Source organism: Mesorhizobium denitrificans, assembly GCF_003403035.1.
Taxonomy (GTDB): domain Bacteria; phylum Pseudomonadota; class Alphaproteobacteria; order Rhizobiales; family Rhizobiaceae; genus Mesorhizobium_G; species Mesorhizobium_G denitrificans.
This window is the reverse complement of sequence record NZ_QURN01000015.1, coordinates 14,701-32,624: the sequence shown is the minus strand read 5'-3', so window position 1 is coordinate 32,624 and position 17,924 is coordinate 14,701. Positions and strand designations below refer to the sequence as shown.

18 protein-coding genes and 1 tRNA gene are annotated in these 17,924 nt (G+C 57.8%); 9 read left to right on the top strand and 10 right to left on the bottom strand.

Annotated features, from left to right (window positions below; genetic code table 11):
- Positions 1-27 precede the first annotated feature (27 nt).
- Together DY251_RS17410 and DY251_RS17405 are read right to left on the bottom strand one after the other, a co-directional pair.
- Complete coding sequence (locus DY251_RS17410; RefSeq protein ID WP_116625187.1) at positions 28-1,149, bottom strand: glycosyltransferase family 4 protein; 1,122 nt, start codon at positions 1,147-1,149, stop codon at positions 28-30.
- A gap of 7 nt (positions 1,150-1,156) precedes the next feature.
- Positions 1,157-1,723 carry a polysaccharide biosynthesis/export family protein gene (locus DY251_RS17405; RefSeq protein ID WP_425373314.1) on the bottom strand — a complete coding sequence of 189 codons (567 nt, stop codon included), beginning with the start codon at positions 1,721-1,723 and terminating at the stop codon, positions 1,157-1,159.
- Between the two features lie 197 nt (positions 1,724-1,920).
- On the opposite strand from DY251_RS17405, the gene DY251_RS17400 reads away from it, so the two are divergent.
- Positions 1,921-4,032, top strand: coding sequence for a GumC family protein (locus tag DY251_RS17400; protein ID WP_116625186.1), 2,112 nt, complete (start codon positions 1,921-1,923; stop codon positions 4,030-4,032).
- 15 nt (positions 4,033-4,047) lie between these two features.
- Here the strand turns inward: DY251_RS17400 and DY251_RS17395 are convergent, their stop codons facing one another.
- Entirely contained in the window at positions 4,048-5,241 is a 1,194-nt protein-coding gene (locus DY251_RS17395) for a GNAT family N-acetyltransferase (protein WP_116625185.1), read from the bottom strand.
- A 114-nt stretch (positions 5,242-5,355) separates the two neighbouring features.
- Positions 5,356-5,565 carry a DUF2842 domain-containing protein gene (locus DY251_RS17390; RefSeq protein ID WP_116625184.1) on the bottom strand — a complete coding sequence of 70 codons (210 nt, stop codon included), beginning with the start codon at positions 5,563-5,565 and terminating at the stop codon, positions 5,356-5,358.
- Positions 5,566-5,676: 111 nt separating this feature from the next.
- On the opposite strand from DY251_RS17390, the gene DY251_RS17385 reads away from it, so the two are divergent.
- A complete protein-coding gene (locus DY251_RS17385; RefSeq protein WP_116625183.1) occupies positions 5,677-6,768 on the top strand; it encodes a COX15/CtaA family protein in 1,092 nt (363 codons plus the stop codon).
- 7 nt (positions 6,769-6,775) lie between these two features.
- Here the strand turns inward: DY251_RS17385 and argC are convergent, their stop codons facing one another.
- Both argC and speB read right to left on the bottom strand, forming a co-directional pair.
- Complete coding sequence (argC, locus tag DY251_RS17380; protein ID WP_116625182.1) at positions 6,776-7,714, bottom strand: N-acetyl-gamma-glutamyl-phosphate reductase; 939 nt, start codon at positions 7,712-7,714, stop codon at positions 6,776-6,778.
- Positions 7,715-7,741: 27 nt separating this feature from the next.
- Positions 7,742-8,737, bottom strand: a complete 996-nt coding sequence (speB, locus tag DY251_RS17375; RefSeq protein WP_116625181.1) for an agmatinase — start codon at positions 8,735-8,737, stop codon at positions 7,742-7,744.
- Between the two features lie 91 nt (positions 8,738-8,828).
- On the opposite strand from speB, the gene DY251_RS17370 reads away from it, so the two are divergent.
- Positions 8,829-9,272 carry an acyl-CoA thioesterase gene (locus tag DY251_RS17370; RefSeq protein WP_116625246.1) on the top strand — a complete coding sequence of 148 codons (444 nt, stop codon included), beginning with the start codon at positions 8,829-8,831 and terminating at the stop codon, positions 9,270-9,272.
- A 49-nt stretch (positions 9,273-9,321) separates the two neighbouring features.
- Here DY251_RS17370 and DY251_RS17365 read toward each other — a convergent pair whose 3' ends face one another.
- A complete protein-coding gene (locus tag DY251_RS17365) occupies positions 9,322-10,791 on the bottom strand; it encodes a DEAD/DEAH box helicase (RefSeq protein WP_116625245.1) in 1,470 nt (489 codons plus the stop codon).
- Between the two features lie 245 nt (positions 10,792-11,036).
- Positions 11,037-11,810 (bottom strand): NAD kinase, encoded by a 774-nt coding sequence (locus tag DY251_RS17360; RefSeq protein WP_116625180.1) that lies wholly within the window; start codon positions 11,808-11,810, stop codon positions 11,037-11,039.
- Positions 11,811-12,050: 240 nt separating this feature from the next.
- Here DY251_RS17360 and DY251_RS17355 point away from each other — a divergent pair, with 240 nt between their 5' ends.
- From DY251_RS17355 to DY251_RS21665, 4 genes are all read left to right on the top strand, one after another.
- A complete protein-coding gene (locus DY251_RS17355; RefSeq protein WP_425373316.1) occupies positions 12,051-12,284 on the top strand; it encodes a hypothetical protein in 234 nt (77 codons plus the stop codon).
- A gap of 11 nt (positions 12,285-12,295) precedes the next feature.
- Positions 12,296-12,649 (top strand): EF-hand domain-containing protein, encoded by a 354-nt coding sequence (locus DY251_RS17350; protein WP_116625178.1) that lies wholly within the window; start codon positions 12,296-12,298, stop codon positions 12,647-12,649.
- Positions 12,650-12,940: 291 nt separating this feature from the next.
- Positions 12,941-13,016, top strand: a tRNA-Thr gene (locus tag DY251_RS17345).
- Between the two features lie 141 nt (positions 13,017-13,157).
- Positions 13,158-13,325, top strand: a complete 168-nt coding sequence (locus tag DY251_RS21665) for a hypothetical protein (protein ID WP_170971398.1) — start codon at positions 13,158-13,160, stop codon at positions 13,323-13,325.
- 3 nt (positions 13,326-13,328) lie between these two features.
- Here the strand turns inward: DY251_RS21665 and DY251_RS17335 are convergent, their stop codons facing one another.
- Both DY251_RS17335 and DY251_RS17330 read right to left on the bottom strand, forming a co-directional pair.
- Positions 13,329-14,486 (bottom strand): alpha/beta hydrolase, encoded by a 1,158-nt coding sequence (locus tag DY251_RS17335; RefSeq protein ID WP_116625176.1) that lies wholly within the window; start codon positions 14,484-14,486, stop codon positions 13,329-13,331.
- A 15-nt stretch (positions 14,487-14,501) separates the two neighbouring features.
- On the bottom strand, positions 14,502-15,959 hold the full coding sequence (locus DY251_RS17330) for a TrkH family potassium uptake protein (RefSeq protein ID WP_116625244.1): 1,458 nt from the start codon (positions 15,957-15,959) through the stop codon (positions 14,502-14,504).
- Between the two features lie 87 nt (positions 15,960-16,046).
- Here DY251_RS17330 and ilvA point away from each other — a divergent pair, with 87 nt between their 5' ends.
- Positions 16,047-17,300 carry a threonine ammonia-lyase IlvA gene (gene ilvA / locus DY251_RS17325; RefSeq protein WP_116625175.1) on the top strand — a complete coding sequence of 418 codons (1,254 nt, stop codon included), beginning with the start codon at positions 16,047-16,049 and terminating at the stop codon, positions 17,298-17,300.
- The gene (locus DY251_RS17320; protein ID WP_116625174.1) at positions 17,297-17,830 is read left to right on the top strand and encodes a DUF1697 domain-containing protein; all 534 of its coding nucleotides are present in this window, start codon (positions 17,297-17,299) and stop codon (positions 17,828-17,830) included. Before ilvA ends, DY251_RS17320 begins: the two co-directional genes overlap by 4 nt.
- Positions 17,831-17,924: the final 94 nt, after the last annotated feature.

Below are 17,924 nucleotides of genomic sequence, written 5' to 3'. Positions count from 1 at the left end.
CATAATATAGTATTATATTTAGACGGTTTACCGCTTTTGGAGGTAGGTCGAGACGATGGCTTCATCCATCGCTTTCAGGCTGAAGCGGCGTTGCAACTCTGCGTGGTTTGGCATCGCAGCTAGAAGGGCCGCGCGGTTCGCGTCGAAGGTGATGAGCTTTTCGGCCAAGCCCTGCGGGGTAGGGCTGCACAATACGGGGTTTTCTGCGCCCATAATCTCCGGAATGCCGCCAACGCGCGTGGCAATGACTGGCATTTGTGCGGCCAGTGCTTCGAGCACGATGTAAGGGAAAGATTCGGCGCGTGACGGAACGACAAGCGTATGCGCCAGCGCGAATGCAGAACGTGCAGGCATTGCCGGGCGGAAGTCGATCTGGGCGGTGAGGCCGCGCTGTGCAACGAGGTTTTTGCAGTTAGATTCCCATTCGCCGTCGCCGACGATGACAGCCGTTAGCTTGCGGTTGGCCGATTGCTGCGCCAGCGCGAGCGCTTCGATGAAGATGTCAGGGCCTTTCAACTGGCGTAGTGTGCCGATGAAAAGCAGGTCGCGCGCGTCTGCGACGGGCTCGACCGGAATGAATTCGTCGGGTCGAAGGCCATTATAAGCAATGCGGCTTTTGGTTCGGATGGGGCCGACCTTGCGGATATAGGCTTCGCGCTCGTATTCGCAGACGAAGAACAGGCCGTCTGTGATGCGCTCCAGCATTCGCTCGGTTGAGAAATACGCCTTGCCTTTCAGCGAATGCTCATCGAAGTGCAGGCTGCCGCCGTGAGGCGAATAAAAACGACCGACGCGCTTTACGCGGCGTAGCGCCGTGCCGAACAGCCGGGCGTAGAGCCCGCCCTTCGCGCCGTGCCCGTGCAGGACATCCGGGCCAAGCGCCTTAAGGACACGGTAGGTGCGCAGCGCAGCGCTGACGTCACCGGGGCCAATCTGCCGCTGCATGGGAATGCGCGTTATGCCGAGCGCAAGGCGCGGCTCGATTTCCGCAAACAGTCGGGCTTCATAGTCGCCGCCGGTGGTGGAATCGCAGACAAAACCGACCGCGTGGCCATCGGCGGCTTGGGCTTCAGCAAGATCTCTTACGTGGCGGAATACACCGCCGACTGGAGCGCGGAAGCAGTGGACAATGCGCAATCGCGTTTCCAAGGCGGCATCAGAACAGGCGTTCGCGGATATAGATCGTATCGCCGGGCAGGAGCGGGTCGCTGATTGGCACTCTGCCCGTCATCACTTTGCCGTTGATGTCTCGCGTCACGTCTACATCGCTCTGGTTTGCGCGCGGCGTGTAACCGCCCGCTGTCGCCACTGCCTTTTGCACCGTCAGGCCCGGAACATACGCATACTGCCCGGCTGCGCCAACTTCGCCCATGACAAATATCGGGCGATATTGGTCGACTTCCACCGAAACATCAGGATCGCGCAGATAGCCCTGCCGCAACTTTTCGGCGAGCGTCTTTTCAACCTGCTTGGTGGTTTGCCCGCGCGCGGGAACGGCACCGACAAGCGGGAAGGAGATATAGCCGGACTGGTCAACGGCATAGCTGTTCGTGAGGCTGGCCTGCTCGAATACTGTTACGCGCACCCGATCACCAGCGCCGAGCACATAAGGCTGTTCCAGCCCTTGGTGAAAGGCTGGCGGAGCGGGGCGATATCCCGAACATCCGCTTGCGATAAGTGCGGAAAGCAAAAGACTCGAAAGAGCGATGTGCTGTTGCTTCAACGATAGAATCCCCGGCAGCAGGTGCGGCAGCTGGGTTCGTTATCCGACTGTTAAGGTTAATGGGTCGTAAAGGCGGGTCGTTCTAGCCTGTAAATGTTGGATTTTTCGCAGTTCCTAATGCTTCGTTAATGAGACGTTAACCCTCAGCTTACCATGAATGTTCACCATATATCTGCCGAGTCTAGTGGGTAGGCGTAATGCCAGGGTTTCAGAACACCGCCGACAATGCCGACATTGATCTGGGCAGGCTATTCGCCAGCCTCGGACGGCATTGGTTTCGCATATTGCTCGGCGCGCTGCTGTTCGTGGCGGCGGCATTTCTTTTTACATGGACCGCGACGCCGCTTTATCGCGGGGAGACGCGCTTGCTGATCGAGGCGCGCGAGTCGGTTTTCACGCGGCCGGATGCTTCCGGCGAGAACGAACGGCCTTTGCTTGATGAAGAAGGCGTCACCAGTCAGGTAGAAGTCATTCTCTCGGCCGACAATCTTCGCAGAACGGCGGACAAGCTGAACCTTGCCGCAGAGCCGGAATTCGGCGCAATTGGCGATGTGGGGCCGGTCAAGCAGTTCCTGATACTGACAGGACTTGTGACTGACCCGTCGCAGCTTCCTGTCGATGAGCGCGTGATGAAAACGCTGCGTGAGAACTTGAGCGTTTATCGCGTTGAGAAATCGCGCGTAATCGTTGTTGAGTTCACGTCTTCAAACCCCAAGCTGGCTGCATCAGTGCCGAATGCCCTGGCCGATGAATTCGTCGCTGCAAGTCAGGCCGCGAAGAGCGCTTCCAACGTGGATGCAACCGACTGGCTGGCGCCGGAAATCGCAGACCTCACCAAGCGCGTGAAGGATGCGGAAGCGAAGGTGGCCGAATATCGCGCGAGGAACGGGCTGATTGTCGGGCAAAACGACACTGTTCTCTCAACGACGCAATTGTCTGAGCTTTCGAGCGAGCTTTCACGTGTTCGCGCCAACCGCGCGACGGCTGAGGCCAACCTGGAAAGTGTTCGCAAGGCGCTGGATAGTGGTTCGACGCTGGACGCGCTGCCGGAAATCGTGGCATCGCCGCTGATCCAGAATTTGCGTGACAGGCTTGCGCAGACTCGCGCGCAGATCGCTGACCTTTCAATCACGCTGCTTCCGAATCATCCTCGTATTCGCTCGCTGAATGCGCAGATCGCGAATCTGGAACGCCAGATTCGGGCAGAAGCAGGCAATGTTCTGAAGGGGCTGACGAATACGGTTGATACGGAGCGTGCGCGCGAGCAGCAACTCGTCGCGGATCTGAACCGCCTGAAAGTCGAGTCGGGCCGCGCTGGCGAGCAGGAAGTGGATTTGCGCGCGCTGGAGCGTGAGGCTGCGGCGCAGCGTGATTTGCTGCAATCCTACATGACCCGGTATCGCGAGGCATCATCGCGGCAGGACCGGAATTACGTGCCGGCTGACGCGCGCATATTCTCGCGGGCGACGGTGCCGTCTGAGCCGTATTACCCAAAGAAGCTGCCGATTATTGGCGCGTCATTCGGTGCGGGATTGCTGGCAATGTCTATTCTGACGCTGCTGGGAGAGCTTTTCTCCGGGCGCGCAACTGTTCCAGCCGGTGGCGCTCGTCTTGAACCGGCACGCGAGCCTGAACTGATCGAAGCGATTGCGCCGCCTTCGGAACCATTGGCCGTGCCGATGCGGCCTGTCGCTGTGGAAATGCAGACGAACGAGCGCGAGACAGGCGTTGCCGGTGCTGCACGCAAGCTGGTTGAACTCGGATCGGGCAGAGCGCTTTTCGTTTCTCCTGAAGGGGATGAGGCGGCAGCATCATCCGTGCTTGTGGCGCGCGAGATTGCCGACGCCGGCGTGCGTGTTCTGCTGATCGACCTGACAAGCAGCGGTGTTGCGGGCAGGCCAATGTTGGACAGCAGCGCATTGCCGGGCATTACCAACCTGCTGGCTGCGACGGCGCAGTTTACCGACGTGATCCACATGGACCTCTACTCGGATGCGCATGTGATTCCATCCGGCACCGTGGATGCCGAAATTGCGATGCGCGGGATTGGTCGGTTGCCGATGATCCTCGATGCGCTGGATTCGGCCTATGCAATCGTGGTTGTGGAATGCGGACCGGCGAGGGCGGAATCAATCCGCAGGCTGGTGGGCAATGGCTGTCAGCTATTCGTGAGCGTGATCGACCGCGCGGACGACCTGGTTGAGCAGGCGACAAAGGCGCTTGAAGCTGAAGGCTATAAGGACCTGACGATCGTTACGCCCGTTGGCCATGTCTCGCCACCAACGGTGCCGGGTCGCAATGCGGCCTAAGGTCAGGACCTAGCGCTATGCGTTGCCTTTGACGATTTGCCGCAAGCGCTTGGCCTGCTGCCAGATGTGTGGCTGAGATTTCAGCCAACGCTTCGCGGATGAACCGGCGCGCAAGCCCGCAGCAGCGATGCGGCCTCTAAGTGTCAGCGGTACGACCACGTCGAATTGCTTGATTTCAGCGTCGCACCACTGACGCTTGTAAGGCTCGTCGCCCACGCTGAAATCATAAAGCCGGTAGTCATTCTCCGCGGCTTTCTTGATGACTTCAAAAAACAGGTAAGAGCCGGGGCTGTAATTGCTCAACTCGTCATTTGCGAAGGCGCAAAATTCGCAGACAAGCCGCGCGCCATCATGGCTGTGGCCTGAAACCGCGCGCAACTTGCCGCCAATTTCCAGACCTTCCAGCGTGAACAAGCGGACTTGCCCGCTGAGAGCCTCGCTGAACAGGTTGCGGAAGGCGGCACGCACAGACATCGGGGCGAACGGATCGTCAATGCCAAGCGCGGCGAAGCGTTCGGCCTTCATTTCAAAGAAGCTGGTGAGTAGGCGATCCACTTCAACCGCAGTCGAAGCATAGATCATGCGGACTTCGCCGGATTCACTGAATTTGCGCACCTGCCGCCGGTGCTTCTTCCATTTGCTGCTGCCGCCGGTGCGCGCAACCAGCGCGTCAAACCCATCGGTGAGGTCGGCTGCGAGGGCGATATTGGCGCTTTGCTGATGGTTCAGCGCGAGAAAAGGATTAGCCTTGCCCGCGCGCGAATGCGACATGCGTTCAAGAGAAACAAGGTCGATGTCGGGCCGGGCCGTCGAGATGGATTCGAGCAAGGCATCGAGCAAACCGGGCTCGATCCTGTCAATCGATTCATAGGAGCTGAGCGGAAAATTGCCGTTGGCGTGACGATGGCCGACATAACGCGCGATGCACATTGAACTGGTGCGCACGACTTCCAGCGCCAGCGCAAGCACACATTGGCCTTGAGCCGCGTGAACGCGCGCGATGATGATGTCAGTGCCGGACTTCGCCCAGGCTTCAATCCATTCCGGGCTTTGAGCCGGCGCAAAAATGGCATGCATGCTCGCGCGCTCATAGGCCGCGAGATCATTGTCTACCCGAAACTCCCAACGGGAGCCGGCCAGTTTTTGATGGTGATGACGCGAAATTCTTGGTGCGCTTAGTGCGTCTTCACGAAAAGCAATGTCTGCCATTCCATAGTTCCGCCATGCTCCGCCCCTCCGCAGTGCCCTGCGAAAGTAGCTGAAATTCAATTCCCGAGGGTTTCGGCGAAAGCTAAAATGCAAAAAATCCGGCGGAAGGGGATTTTAACCCTTCGGCGAAATCATCATCCATTTGATGAGCAGCATAGCCGGTAATATCCACAAAAGGCCTGATATGAGGAAGAAAAGGAGGTGTACCACCGGACCGGAATCACCCAGCCGGGCCACTGCGACGGCGGTTGCCAACAGTGAATAGATGACGACGAGCGCCACCAGCAACACAGTTCCAATCAGTTTTTTCAGGCGAATGGGCATGGCAGAGGCAATAAACCTTCTGGCGGCGCGCCGCAACAAGGACGCGACCGCATGTCGCGCGGCATGCCTCGCCCTTGCAACGCGCTTCGCGATGGTTCACCAACGCGCCCCATGAGCAGCATAGCAGTCACTTCTTCTCCCTCCACAGCCACAAACACAGTGCAGCGAAATCGCGCGCTTTTGCGCGGGTGGCTCTATGTCGTGCTGCTGGTGTTGTTCGCGCTCGTGCTGGTTGGCGGCGCGACGCGGCTGACGGATTCGGGGTTGTCGATCACGGAATGGAAGCCCATCCACGGCGTGATTCCACCGCTGAACGACGCCGAATGGCAGGAAGAATTCGCGAAATATCAGCAGATTCCCGAATATTCCCAGATCAACAAAGACATGGATATTGCTGCTTTCAAAAAGATTTTCTGGTGGGAGTGGGCGCATCGCATTCTGGCGCGCAGCGTGGGCGCGATCTTTGCGCTGCCGCTTCTGTTTTTCTGGCTGACGGGTCGCGTTGAGCGGCAGTTGAAGCCTAAACTGGCGGGCATTCTGGCGCTTGGCGCATTTCAGGGAGCGGTAGGCTGGTGGATGGTATCTTCCGGGCTCGTGGAGCGCACGGACGTGAGCCAGTACAGGCTGGCGACGCATCTCACCATCGCAGCATTGATTTTCACGGCCACGATGGTGGTCGCGCGGGGGCTGTTGCCGTCGCAAGGTGCGGCAGCAACGCGCTTTACGCAGAGGTTTGCGGGCGTTCTGGTACTGGCCGTGCTCGTGCAGATCTATCTCGGCGGACTGGTTGCCGGCTTGGATGCCGGTTTGAGCTACAATACCTGGCCGCTGATGGACGGAACAATCGTGCCGGGTGATATGTTCGTAATCGAACCGGTATGGCGCAATTTCTTTGAGAATCCCAAGCTGGTGCAGTTTGTACACCGGCTAGGCGCCTACACCGTTTTTGCGCTGGCGCTGTGGCACATGATTGCCGTGCGCAGACGCGATCCGGGTACGCTGCACGCGCGGCGCGCTCTGATCCTGTTCCATCTGGTCTTGCTGCAGGCAATAGTGGGCATCGTAACGCTGCTGACGCAGGTGCATTTGCACATTGCGCTGACCCATCAGGCGCTCGCGTTGATAGTGCTGGGCTATGCGGCCGCGCATTGGCGCGCGACGAAGGGCAGCTATCCGCTGCCGGCTGCGGCTTCTGCGAATTAGCTCGGGCTTAGTGCGCGCGACCGAGCATCAGATCCATGTTCTGAACGGCGGCGCCCGAAGCGCCCTTGCCTAGATTATCCAGCAACGCAACGAGGTTTGCCTGGCCCTGGCCTTCCGTGCCGAACACGTAGAGCTTCATGCGGTCGGTATCGGCTAGTTCGGTCGGGTCCAGACGCGCGATTTTGGCGCTCTCGGCCAGCGGCACGACTTCTACGATGGACTGACCGGCATAATGCTTCTCGAGTGCGTTGTGGAGATCGGCCAGCGTTGGCGAGCCATTGAGATCACCAAGGAAAACCGGCACCTGCACGATCATGCCTTGCGGAAATCTACCGACGGATGGCGAGAAAATCGGCTTGCGGTCGAGCAGGCCATGCGTTTTCATTTCCGCGACGTGCTTGTGCGTGAGCGGAAGTCCATAGACGAAATACGGCGAATCGATGTGATCCGGGTTCGCCGGGTCTTCCATCTGCGCAATCATCTGTTTGCCGCCGCCGGTGTAACCCGACACAGCGTTGATCGTGACGGGATAGTCAGCCGGCAGAATGCCAGCCGCGACAAGCGGACGGGTCAGCGAAATCGCGCCCGTGGGATAGCAGCCGGGATTTGCCACAAGCCGCGCGCGCTCGATGCGCTCGCGCTGGGCAGCCTCCATTTCAGCAAAGCCGTAGGTCCAGTCCGGGTGAACGCGGTGCGCCGTTGAGGTGTCGATGATGCGCGTCGAATTCTTGCCCTCAAGCATGGCGACCGCCTCGCGGGAGGCATCGTCCGGCAGGCAGAGAATGGCGATGTCCGCCTCGGACAGCATGGAGGCGCGCATGTCACGATTGCGCCGCTCGGCTTCCGGGATTGAAAGGATCGCAAGATCGTCACGCGCGGCCAGCCTCGAACGGATTTGCAATCCGGTCGTACCATGCTCGCCGTCGATAAAGATCTTGGGTTTCATTTCAATCCCACTCCTGAATTGGCGCTCTCATATGCCGCCTGCGTCTTGCAGTCCAGCGGAGTTGCCACTGTCCTCGAAGCGCGCGCGCCGCTCGGCCAGCAGACCCAGATAATGCATCGCGACTGATGACGCTGCGATGGCAGTTATATCGGCATGATCGTAAGGCGGTGCAACCTCGACGACATCGGCCCCGACAATATCCAGATGCGTGAGCTGCCGCAGCACGGAGAGGATTTTCGCAGAGGACGGGCCGCCCGCGACCGGCGTGCCGGTTCCCGGCGCGAAAGCTGGGTCAAGGCAATCAATATCGAAGGTGACATAGCATTTGCGCCCGCCGGTGCGGTCCGCGATGGCGTAGGCAATGTCCGCCGCGCGCATCTCCTCCACCTCGTTGCCGTAAATAATCTTGATGCCGCAATCGTCTGGCGCGTGGGTGCGGATGCCGATCTGGATGGAGCGATCTGGGTCGATGACGCCGGCGCGCACCGCGCGGCCAACAAAGCTGCCGTGATCGATGCGCTTGCCATCATCGAACCACGTATCCTGATGCGCATCGAACTGCACCAGCGCGAGCGGGCCGTGAATGGCAGCGTGCGCTTTCAGGATTGGCCACGTCACGAAATGATCGCCGCCCAGCGTGAGCAGGAACGCGCCGCTTTTGAGCAGCTTTGCGGCCTCGCGCTCGATGGTACCCGGCGTTTTCTGGTGGTTGCCGTTATCCAGAAGGCAATCGCCATAGTCGACGACAGCCATTTTCTCGAACAGGTCGCGGTTGAACGGATATTGTGGATCATTGTCGAAAATGGCCGATGCGCGGCGTATCGCTTGCGGACCAAAGCGCGCGCCGGGGCGGTTCGTAACGGCCGCGTCAAACGGCACGCCCCAGACAATGACGTCTGCGCCCTTGACGTTCTTTGTATATTTGCGGCGCATGAAGGAAAGGACGCCAGCATAAGTTGGGTCGGACGCCGCGCCGGTTAATCCGCGCGCCGTGACGGCATGGTCGATTGACGATGACGGCATTGAGTGTCCCTCGGTTAATCGAGGCGTCTTTATTCGATATTATTTTCAGGATTGCGACCCCTAAATGGTGTCGATCTGTTCGGAGATTTTGATGAGCAACGCGAAAGAGCGCGACAAGCGCAGCGATTATAAAGTGTTCAGGACCATAACCACGCGCTGGGCGGACAATGACGTCTATGGTCACATGAACAATGTGGTGCATTATTCGCTTTTCGACACGGCGATAAATGGCTGGCTGTTTGAGGAGGGTGCGCTAGATTTCACGCGCGGGGAAACGATTGGGCTCGTGGCGGAAACGGGCTGCCGCTACTTCGCGGAGATGGGATTTCCCGACGTCATAACGGCTGGCATCCGGGTTGGTAAAATCGGCAATACGTCGGTGCGATACGAGATCGGACTATTCCGCAATGAAGATCTGGAGGCTTCGGCCCAAGGCTTTTTCGTGCATGTTTACGTGGAGCGCGCAACGCGCAAGCGGGAACCTATCGCGGGAAAATTCAGGGATTTGTTGGAAGCAGCAGCCATAAACGAATAACGCCGCTGGATGGCGGCGTTACATAAAATCATATAGTTGCGATGGTTCGCTAAACTTTAGCGGAAACCATCATGAAGGCCGGGGTTTCGTCGCCAAAGCCCACAGTCGTGTTGATATCGTCGTCGTCATCGCGGTGGCGACGATGATTGCGGGCAGGGCGGTCGCGCTGCTCCGGCTGAACCTTGCGGTCGGCATTGTCGTTGCGGATGGCATCCTTGCGGCTGCGCCGTTCCGCGGCAACATCAGGCACCTCGGCGGTTTCCGGCTGCGGGTTCTTCTCCGGCTTGGCCTCTAGTCGGCTGCCGCGTGCATCTTTGCCTCTCGAACGAGACTTCGCGTTGCGGCCACGCGGGCGTTCGTCCTGCGTATCATCGCTTGGTGCGACGGTCGACAGGTCGCCGCTGTGCCAGTCGATCGATTTGCCGATCAGCTTTTCAATGGCATCGACATAGCGCGCATCGCTACGCGTTACGATGGTGAACGCCTTGCCGGTGCGACCGGCGCGACCGGTGCGGCCAATGCGATGCACATAGTCTTCCGAATGGATCGGAACATCATAATTGAACACATGGCTGACATCTGGAATGTCCAGTCCACGCGCGGCAACGTCCGACGCTACAAGCAGCTTGAGCTTGCCGTCGCGGAAATTCGCCAACATGGTCATGCGCGCGCGCTGATCCATGTCACCGTGCAGCGCGCCCGCATTGAAATCGTACTTCACCAACGAGCGGAACAGCTCCGACACATCAACCTTGCGATTGCAGAAGATGATGGCGTTTTTGATTGCTTCGTCTTCTTCCTTGATGAGGTCGCGCAGCACCGCGCGCTTGTCCCAAGGCTTGGAACCGGATTTGACGAGAGCCTGTGTCACCGTGGAAGCGGTCGACGCGGGGCGAGCCACTTCGATGCGCACCGGCGCGTGAAGGAATTGCTCCGTGAGCTTGGTGATTTCCGGCGGCATGGTGGCCGAGAAAAACAGCGTCTGCCGCGTGAAGGGGATAAGTTTGCAGATGCGCTCAATGTCAGGGATGAAGCCCATGTCCAACATACGGTCGGCTTCATCGATGACGAGAATTTCGACGCCGGTGAGCAGCAGCTTGCCGCGCTCAAAATGGTCGAGCAGGCGGCCCGGAGTTGCGATCAGCACATCCGCGCCGCGTTCAAGCTTCTTTTCCTGATCGTCAAACGATACGCCGCCGATAAGCAATGCGACCGTCAGGCGATGGTTCTTGCCGTATTTGACGAAGTTCTCTTCGACCTGGGCTGCAAGTTCACGCGTAGGCTCAAGAATGAGTGTGCGCGGCATACGTGCGCGAGCGCGACCCTTTTCCAGTCGGGTGAGCATCGGCAGCACGAAGGAAGCCGTTTTGCCTGTGCCGGTCTGCGCGATGCCCAAAACATCCTTGCCTTGCAGCGCCTGCGGAATAGCCCCGGCCTGAATCGGTGTCGGGTTCAGGTAACCGCTATCCGTAACTGCGGAAAGCACCTTTTGCGAAAGACCAAGGTCGGCAAAAGACACTTGCTCGGTCTGTGTTTCTGGTTCGGTGGTCACGCCCGATACGGACTCTGTAGCTACTGACAATGTGTAATTGCGCCCTTATTGGCGAGAGAGCGGCCATGCCGCGTAAGGCGCAATGCGCCTGTTTTCCTGCCGCGACGTAGGCTCAACCCCAATATTTGTCAACTAAACCTGATAGGCTGATTAGAACTTTCAATCGATCTAGCTAAAAAAGTCACGCACAAGTGTGCCAATTTGTTCGGTTGTCAGTAACGAAACTGCTCCGAGAGGATTCTTTCGTTCCACGAATGATCGGGATCAAACAGCAAAGTTGCCGTGTGCTGGCGTGATTCCCGGACGGTTACGCTGACCACGCTTTTGACCTCTGTGTGATCTGCCGCAGCGTTTACCGGGCGCTTTTCAGGTTCGAAAATGTCGAAGCGCACGGTGGATAAATCGTGCAGCAGCGCCCCGCGCCAGCGTCTTGGCCTGAACGGGCTGACGGGTGTTAGTGCCAGCAACGGCGCGTCGAGCGGCAGGATCGGCCCCTGCGCGGAAAGATTATATGCGGTCGAGCCAGCGGGCGTCGCGACCATCACCCCGTCGCAGTTCAGTTCTTCCAGCCTGACCTTGCCGTCCACCGTTATGCGGATCTTCGCGGTCTGGTACGATTGTCGCCAAAGCGCGACCTCATTGATCGCCAACGCCAAAGTGGTGGTGCCGTCGGCCTGAAGTGCTTCCATCTCCAGCGGGCGGATGGTTTCGGGTTCGGCGGCAGCGATGCGCTGCGGCAGATCATCTTCAGAATATGAATTCATGAGGAAGCCGACCGTGCCGCGGTTCATGCCGTAAACGCGCTTGCCGGTGGACATGGTTTCACGCAGCGTCTGCAGCAGAAATCCGTCGCCGCCGAGCGCGACGATGACGTTCGCATCTTTTGTCTCGGTCTGCCCATAGCGCGCGATTAGATTCGCTGCCGCTTCTCGTGCATCGGGAGCATCAGAAGAAACAATGGCAAGCTTCTGCCGGTTTGAATCCATTTGGTGTCGTGAGCCGATTCAATTGACGTCGGCTGACGCCTAGCACGCGGCTTATCGGCTGCAAAGCGGCGCGGCGGCAGAACTTTGACCGAAAAATCCTGTGTGCGTAGATACGTTTGTTTCTAATTTAATACAATTTGTGGTAGTTGGCCTTGTGGCCAGCTGAGGGGTGCCGGCTGGAACTTTCCGGTAAAGAATTCGCAGAAACATTTGGAGAGCAAAATGATAAAGCGAAGAATTCTGGCATTGGTTTCGACCGCTGTATTGATGGCGGGCTGTCAATCTCCAAGTTCCGACCCGCAAGTGCAGGCAAAAGAGCATGAATTTGGCTGCATGGCCGGAACCGTTGGCGGTGCAATCGTAGGTGGTCTTGTCGGCAGCACGATTGGTGCGGGAACCGGAAATGTGCTGGCTGTTGGCGCCGGCATTGGCGCCGGCGGTTATATCGGCAATCGCCTGACCTGCAGCAGCTAAGGGAGACGGATATGAAAAACTATGTTCTTTTCGCTGCGATTGGCTTGCTGAGCGCAACAGGAATCGCCGTTGCGCAACAGGCGCAGCCCATGAATCAGGGCGAACTCAACCAGATTGACACGGACAAAAATGGCGCTGTGAGCGCGTCCGAATATCAGACCTTCATGAATGGCGCTTTCACGAACCTGGACGCCAACGGTAATGGTTCCCTGAGTGCGGCAGAAACGTCGAAGGTGCTCACGCCCGCCCAGTTTTCTACGCTCGATGCAAACGGAAATGGCTCTGTGGACAAGAAGGAATTCATGACGCAGGTCATGAAAGATTTCGCCTCTGCCGATAAAAGCGGCGACGGACAGCTTAAATAAGGGCGATTTTGCCCTGATTTTGCGCAGGCTAGCGGCAAGTGCATAAAGGAAGATGCATCACCAAACGGCTGAATTGCTCAATTTTTATGCTGGGTTAGCATTCACTTGCTCGTGATGACCCTTCCGCCCGAAACCTGTCACGGCAAACCCGCTGACCCCGGTCAGCGGGTTTCTTTATTTGAAGTTGCGGCAGCACGCATTTACGCTTTGCGACAGCAATTCAAAGAGCTGCTCGATATGTGCTGATTGCCATTGAGCTTGCTCATATATCTATGCTAAGCGGCCCACGCTGCCCTTGTAGCTCAGTTGGTAGAGCACCTGATTTGTAATCAGGGGGTCGTCGGTTCGAATCCGGCCGGGGGCACCACCGAATATCTGGCATTAGCGGGTCGGTTCAGGACATGCGCAGGTGACTGGGCCTGCGCTTTTATTTGCATCCTGAAATGCAATTCCTACATCAATGATGGCGCGGTTGCGTCGATGGCATCAAGGTCTTGAGGGAAGGGCTATGATCCGCTTCGTCATAATGGGTTTGCTGTTCGTCGCGGCGTGGTTTCTGGTGACGCGAGCCATCCAGTTTGCCCGCACACGGCAGATAGACTGGACCGGAGTGGCCTTCATGGTCGGCTTCGTCGTGGTCGCTCTGTATCTGCGTCACAAGACCGGGATTGGCTAGGCGCTACTCCCCAACGACCACGCGCAGCGCCGTTAGCGGCGTGGTGAGCACGATCTCAGCGGCTGTACCAAGCGACTCGCCCAAGTGACGGCCAAGTTGGTTTATGCGGTCGGTTATTGCCTGCTCGCCACTAACCGGCTCGCCCTCATAATTCAGGCCAGCGCCGATGAGCCTTATGACGACAGGATTGGCCGCGAACTTACTGTGCCCCAGACGGTCACCTTTAACGGCCGTCAGGTCCACAACGTTCACACCATATTTTGCAAGGTCTGCCGAGTCAGCATAGTCGCCCACGCGCGGACGCACGCCGGCCAGGAAGCCTGAAAGCTGAAGCGCACGGTCATTGCCCGACAGCAGCAAGGTGAACGGCTTTTTAGGCTTGCCGTAGCGCAGCATCTGAGCCTTGAACACGTCGACGTCGATATCAGGCGAAGCAAGGATGACGTCGCCAAGCTTGCCGTTGATCGTTGGGTTCCCAACAATGGCTAGCTGCCGGAGCGCTTCCATGGTGATCCAATTGCCCATCGAATGCGCGATGATATCTACACGCGTGGCGCATTTGGAAACAAGGCGAAGGGTTGCTTCCAGCGAATCCCGGGCAGCGGTCGCGCTGTTGTTGTCGTAGACATAATCGACGACCTTGCCGCCGGATGCCCACGAGAAAAGGATAGGCGTGCCTTCATATCCCGCGTCATGCACGATTTGAGTTATGCGATAGACAGCGGCATCGAAACTCGTCTTGTAGCCGTGAACGAAGACAAGCGCACGGCCTGAATGCTTCGCGATGTTGGCACAGGTCGCTTTCTCGAAGGCGGGCTCGGAGTATGCCGTGATGGATGCGGCGGTGAAGTATTTGGATGCGTCTGCAACACGCCCCTTGCGCCGCTCGATATTTCCCACCTTGTGAATAGCAGGCACGGTTATATCGACTTTTGCGAAGTCGGTTTTCGGGGCCCGCACACCGCCGAAATATTCCAGCTCGTCTTTGGAGCGCTCGCGCGTGGTCGCAACGAAAATCTCATGCGTGGCGGCTATCTGATCGGCGCGGGTCTGCTTGGTTTGCTGGGTCAGCAACTCGCGCCCACCCTGACTTGCGCAGGCGGCAAGCAGCGCGAAGGCGGCGGCGAGCAAAACGCTCTGTATTGTTCGCTTCAAAAACATCAGGATTTTCCAAACTCACGCGCGCCAGAACACGGGTGAGAAGATCACCAATACCGACAGAATTTCAAGACGCCCAAGCAGCATTGCTGCAGAGCAAATCCATTTTGCAGCGTCTGGAATGTCGGAGTAATTCCCTACTGGACCGATTTGCGCGCTGAGGCCGGGGCCCACATTGGTGAGGGAGGCCAGCGCACCACTGGTCGCGCTGAGGAAATCCATTCCAGTCGCACCGAGCAATATCGTGATAATGGCCCACAACACGAAGAACAATGAGATGAAGAGCACAACGGCACGCTGCATATCGGGATCTATCGTGCGGTCACCATAGCGCACCGCCTGCACCATGTTTGGATATATCAAGCGGCGTATGCCATTGCCCATGAGCTGGAATAGGATCAAAAAGCGGTAAGCCTTTATGCCACCCGTCGTTGAGCCGGAACAGCCACCGAGGAATGTTGCGACGTAAATGCAGGTAACGGCGAACGGCCCCCATAATAAATAATCGTCGCTGCTGTAGCCTGTCGTGGTGATGATTGAGATCAGATTGAAGGTCGAATGCGTGAGCGCGTCGAAAAATGAAATATCGCGTGTGGCGCGCAGGTAAATCGCGACCATCAGGGCAAAGGCGATGCTGTAGCCGACATAAACGCGGATTTGAGGGTCGCGAATGGCGTCGTAGCGCCCGCGCACTGCAAACAGGATCATGACCGAAAACGGCAGGCCGCCAATCAGCATGAAAATGGACGAGGTCCAGAGAATCGCAGGGTTGTTTGCGTAGCGCAGAAATGATGTGTCGTGGGTCGAAAAGCCGCCCGTCGCGACGGTGCTCATCGCGTGGTTGATTGCATGAAAGCCGGGCATTCCACTGGCGTTGTAACAAAGCGCACAAATGGTAACGAGCGCGGTGTAGATGCCGATGAGACTCAACGCGAATGTCTGGAAGCGCTCGAATGGGCGGTCGGCAATGTCGGACGATTCGATTCTAAAATAGGAAACGCCGCCGATGTTCAGGAAGGGCAGCAGGAACAGGCCCAAGGCGATGACGCCCAAACCGCCCATAAATGACAGAAGCGAGCGCCACATGATGATGCCGGGCGGGGCGTTGTCGAGGCCGCTTATGACCGTAGAGCCTGTTGTCGTGACACCGGATACGGATTCGAATAGCGCGTCGGTGAAGCTTAGCTCGAGCGACGACATCATGAAGGGAACAGCGCCTGCAACGGCGAGTGTGAGCCACAGCAAATTGACCAGAAGAAAGCCGAAACGCGTGTTTGGCTGGGGTTTGCTGCCGCGTGTGGCCAGCATGACCGCAGTGGCGGCGCCACCCATGATGAGCGCGGAAAATGCAAAAACCTGCCAGTCGCCGCTGCGATAATGCAGGTCTATTGCCGCCGGGATAAGCATCGCCGCCGACAGATACATAGCAAAGACAGCAGCGACATGGATCGCCGCACGAATGGCCAGTCGGTTCACGCTTGCAAACACCCTCTCATGGACGCGACAGTGGCTTCACTGCCGCCAATATGCAATACGCGCTGATGTCATGGAGTTCCAAGCACAATGAGCTTTGCACAACGCGTTTTGCGCGCCGAAGCTGCCGTCCGCGATTTGTTTTCCGAAACACCGTTGCAGGAGAATGACTATCTCTCGCGAAAGTTTGGCGCGCGCGTGTTTTTGAAGCGCGAGGATCTTACGCCCGTGCGGTCGTACAAGATACGTGGCGCGTTCAACTTCTTTCGCAAGGAAATTGCGCAGGCCAAAGAGGGCAGCATTTTCGTCTGCGCGTCGGCCGGAAATCACGCGCAGGGCTTTGCGTTTGTTTGCCGCCATTTCGGCGTGCGCGGCGTTGTTTTCATGCCGGTGACGACGCCGCAGCAGAAGATCGACAAGACCAAGCTTTTCGGCGGGGAATGGATCGAAATCCGCCTGATTGGTGACTTTTTCGACGATTGTTATCGCGCAGCGATGGATTTTGCGCAGAGCGGCGGTGGTCACATGGTGCCGCCATTCGATCACAAGGACATCATTGAAGGCCAGGCGACGGTGGGCGCAGAGATACTGCAGCAAATGCCGGAGGGCAGGGCGCCCGACATGATTTTCGTGCCAGTGGGCGGCGGAGGTCTTTCAGCGGGCGTTGCTCGCTATTTTGCCGATACGGGAGCGAGGACACGGTTTGTATTCTGCGAGCCGCAGGGCGCGCCTAGCCTCAAGCAATGTCTCGTCGAACAAAAGCGCGTGAAGTTGGCGAAGGTGGACAATTTTGTCGACGGCGCTGCGGTTGCCGAGATTGGTCGCGAGCCGTTGCGAACTTTGAAGGAGTTCTCACCCGATGCCGTGCGGCTGATTCCAGAGAATCGCCTCTGCGCGACGATGATAGAATTGCTGAATGTCGAGGGCGTCGTGCTGGAGCCAGCGGGCGCACTTTCCATCGACGCGCTCAAAGATTTTCCCCGTCGTGAACTGAAGGGCAAAACGATTGTCTGCATCGTTTCGGGCGGCAATTTCGATTTTGAGCGCCTGCCCGATGTGAAGGAGCGCGCGCTGCGTTTTGAGGGGTTGAAGAAGTATTTCGTGTTCAGATTTCCGCAGCGTCCGGGCGCACTGCGCTCGTTTCTGGATTTGCTCGGTCCCGACGATGACATCGCGCGCTTCGAATATTTGAAGAAATCGGCGCGCAATTTCGGTTCCGTACTGATCGGCATCGAAACCAAAGAAGCGAAAAATTTCGACATTCTGGCGAAGCGGTTTCATGAGGCCGGATGGGCCTATCAGGACATTACCGACAATGAAACGCTGGCCGGCTTCATAATATGACAATCTATATTCTGTTGTTTCGAGGCGTGGGAGGTGCGACGCAACTGCCTGTGGCGCGGCTGCGCGAAGCGCTGGGCGAAGCCGGGTTTGAAAACGTCGCTACCTACATCAACAGCGGCAATGCGGTGCTGAAAAGCGAACTCTCGCGCGAGAGAATGATCGCGAAGGTTGGCGACATATGCCGGAAGGAATTCGCTTTCGAAAAGCGAATATTTGCGCCGACGCTTGAGGAGTGGCGCAAGGTGATCGAGCAAAACCCGTTTGCCGATGTGGAGAAGGGCAATCTCGTTCACGCAGCGCTTCTGGCGGAACGGCCGAAATCGGAATCCGTCAATCGACTGAAAGAACTGGCTGTGAATGGCGACCGATTCGAGGTCGTCGGCGATGTTGCTTACCTTCATACGCCCAATGGCGTTTCCAATTCAAAGCTTGGCGAGCGGTTTGATAAATGGATCGGCGTGGAGAACACCGCGCGGAACTGGAACACCACGAGAAAGCTGCTGGAACTCGCGGAAAAGGCGCGCGGCTGAGTTTGTGCGCCGCACAATCAGCTTGCATTTTCAAGGCAAATCATCCATATGCGCGGCAGACAGGCGCATGGGCCGGTTTCCGGCTTTCCCAAGG